We start from the raw sequence: 3,069 nt of genomic DNA on the forward strand, positions 1-3,069 counted from the left end.
GTTGGCTCAAAGACATGGTCATTGTGAATCGTTTTCACAGAAACGAATCGGGTGTGCAGACCGTTAGAACGTTAGCTCAGTTCTATATAATAATGAATATTCTATACCAAAACAGTATCAAAGTATATGGAGGAACATAATATTATCTGAATTTAGCTAGAAAAATAGTTGCTGATGATCATAACGACATGTTTAAAGGTTTGTCTGAGCAAAGGTATTCAAAAACCTCCATTTTCACTAAAAAATACAAAAATTAGGAATAAGATTGAACTTAAAGCAATATATTTACAGATTCTCAAAAAATGTATAAAATAGTTTTTCGATTCTAATTTTTTCTAAGGAGATGGGAGTTGTGAAAAAGAAAGTTGTATTATTGGGGCTGTCTATGGGTCTATTAAGTAATCCTGCTATTGGAACGGTATGGGCAGAAGGAGCTGCGAATCCTGTATTTTTTCAGAATGAGAATGAAGAATCGACCACGTTTACTTCAACTACCTCGGATCAATTGCAAATAAATAAAATGAAGGCATCCCCTTTTGATGTGATGGCATATGCAAAGAGATGGAAAAGAAAGGTACACCGTAATCCTGAGAGCAACAAAGTAGAATTCATTTCAGGGCAATTTAAACCTAAAAATCCTTATAATTTCAACACTGTTGTTCAGGAATTCGTAGGTGCAAACTCGGATGTTTTTAAAGTAACAACGGAAGACACCATACAGGTAATGAAAGAAGAAATGACTCCTTTGGGAGATTATGTAATTCGTACCCAGCAGTTCTTCAGAGGAGTGCCCGTATATGGTTCGACACAAGTATTAAACTTAAATCAAAAAGGAGTGGTAACAGCATGGTCCGGAGGGATTGTTTCAGAACTGAACAAGCAAGAAAACCTAAATAAAGCAAAGAATCTTAGTCAACAGGCAGCGATTCAAAAAGCCGAACATGACCTAGGTTTTATCCCTGAGTATTATATTCCACCGGCTGTCGAACTTGTAATTTACATGAAAGAAGAGATTGCGCATTACGCTTACCATGTAAATCTAAATTTTCTGAATCCACAACCGGGAAATTGGGATTACTTTATAGATGCAAATGATGGAACAATTTTAAATAAAGTCAATCGTATCCATCAAGTGCAAGTGGCGCGAAATATGGTCGATTCTAACCAAATTGGATTTGGAATAGGAGTGCATGGAGATAAAAAACAAGTAAATACAGTATTTTCTAATTCGTATTACTATTTGCAAGATAATACTAGAGGTAAGGGCATTTATACATACGATGCCAAAAATTCAAACCGGCTCCCGGGCACGCTATGGAGAAACGCGGATAATCAGTTTACTGCAAAGTATGATGGTCCCGCTGTAGACGCACATTATTACGCAGGAGTTGTATACGATTACTACAAAAATAAGTTTAATCGTAACAGCTATGATGGAGCAGGAGCGCCAATAAAATCAACTGTTCATTATGGGAAATCGTATACGAACGCGTTTTGGAATTCCTATCAAATGGTTTATGGAGATGGGGACGGGTCTACCTATCCATTCTCAGGAGCATTGGATGTAGTAGGACATGAGTTGACGCATGCTGTAACGGAAAAAACGGCAAATTTAATTTACGAAAATGAGTCTGGTGCTTTAAATGAAGCAATGTCCGATATTTTTGGGACATTAATTGAGTACTACAATAATCAGAATCCTGATTGGGAAATGGGTGAGGACTTAAGTTTTAATAGACAGGGATTTCGTTCATTAGCTGATCCGACAAAATATGGTGATCCGGACCATTATTCCAAAAGATACCGTGGTTCAAACCAAAGCTATTTAGTTCATACAAACAGCGGAATTATAAACAAGGCTGCTTATCTTATCAGTGAAGGCGGAACCCACTATGGCGTTACCGTGAATGGAATCGGCAAAGAGAAACTGGGAAATATTTTTTACAGGGCATTAACACAGTATCTTACAGAGTCAGCTACATTTAGCCAAATGAGGGCAGCAGCTTTACAAGCCGCGACGGATTTATATGGAGCAGCAAGTGCTGAAGTTATAAGCGTGGGCAAAGCTTTTGATGCAGTAGGAGTCAATTCTATAGACTTGTCCTAATGTCTTAACCGATGAAAATTTGACAATACTGGCTCCTAAGATAAGACTAAAGGAGCGACTTATTATGAGAAAAATGAAGATAACAGAAACCTACGGCTTTACGGTGGAAAGCTTATGTAAAGAAGAGCGAAAAATAAAAGATGCTTTCTTTAAACAGCGCCTTACAGTGTTCGTCTCGTTATGGAAGGTTATTCATCTACGGAAGCAGCCCGCATTCCAGGAATATATTGTCAATCCTTGTCCGTAAAAATGAATCGGAGAGTTGCTTATCTGTTTCCAATTTTTTGAATTTATTTTATTGTCTAGAATTGGTTGTTTGAAACGTTAAAACCTCAAAGCAAATTTATATAGTTTGTGAGGCGCACCAGGCGATGCATGGCTCACTAGCACCTTTAGGCCTTGTTCCTAGTAGGCTCTGACGTATGTGCCCACAGTTTTTTTATTCCGGCCAATGATGGCATTGATTTGCTGCTCATATTTGTACCCCTGCAGAAATAAAGAAAGGGCTTGGTAGCGTTCATACATGCGCTTGTCTTTTGTCTGTTTCATCGCTTGTTGTACAGTTTGCAGTTCTGTTGGATGAGTATTCATGTCTATTTCTCCTATCCTGTTCCTAGTTTGTTTGCTTCTATTTTTTGTAACACAGGACAGAAAGGGATTTTATTTAATTCAACTTATATAGAAATAAATAAAGGTTTATGTATATATGATGGTGTTGCAAAACTAACATAAAAATCCAATTTTATCAATAAGTACGCACAACTGACAGTGGAAATCGTAGCGATTTTTGCTATACCAACGAGGTTGCTCAAGGGAAAAATTGTTCTTTAGGCAGCAGAATACATGTTCAATTTTTCGTCGATAATCTATATAGAACTGAGCTAACGTTCTAACGGTCTGCACACCCGATTCGTTTCTGTGAAAACGATTCACAATGACCATGTCTTTGAGCCAACGCCATA

Annotated in this window: 3 protein-coding genes and 1 pseudogene; 2 read left to right on the forward strand and 2 right to left on the reverse strand. The window is 37.5% G+C overall.

Features of this window, described 5'->3' with window-relative positions; genetic code table 11:
- Positions 1–352 precede the first annotated feature (352 nt).
- Positions 353–2,107 carry a M4 family metallopeptidase gene (locus tag BLR88_RS18565; protein WP_254778374.1) on the forward strand — a complete coding sequence of 585 codons (1,755 nt, stop codon included), beginning with the start codon at positions 353–355 and terminating at the stop codon, positions 2,105–2,107.
- 64 nt (positions 2,108–2,171) lie between these two features.
- Entirely contained in the window at positions 2,172–2,354 is a 183-nt protein-coding gene (locus BLR88_RS18570; RefSeq protein ID WP_057898593.1) for a hypothetical protein, read from the forward strand.
- Between the two features lie 158 nt (positions 2,355–2,512).
- Here BLR88_RS18570 and BLR88_RS18575 read toward each other — a convergent pair whose 3' ends face one another.
- Complete coding sequence (locus BLR88_RS18575; protein ID WP_057898592.1) at positions 2,513–2,698, reverse strand: terminase gpP N-terminus-related DNA-binding protein; 186 nt, start codon at positions 2,696–2,698, stop codon at positions 2,513–2,515.
- Between the two features lie 132 nt (positions 2,699–2,830).
- Positions 2,831–3,069: pseudogene (locus BLR88_RS19995) on the reverse strand (hypothetical protein); the annotation flags it as partial.

Source organism: Aneurinibacillus thermoaerophilus, from assembly GCF_900099925.1.
GTDB classification, from domain to species: Bacteria; Bacillota; Bacilli; order Aneurinibacillales; family Aneurinibacillaceae; genus Aneurinibacillus; species Aneurinibacillus thermoaerophilus.

Excerpts from the sequence above, each read along its gene's own strand:
- BLR88_RS18570 (WP_057898593.1), top strand. The coding sequence starts at position 2,172 with ATGAGAAAAATGAAGATAACAGAAACCTACGGCTTTACGGTGGAAAGC.
- BLR88_RS18575 (WP_057898592.1), bottom strand. The coding sequence starts at position 2,698 with ATGAATACTCATCCAACAGAACTGCAAACTGTACAACAAGCGATGAAA.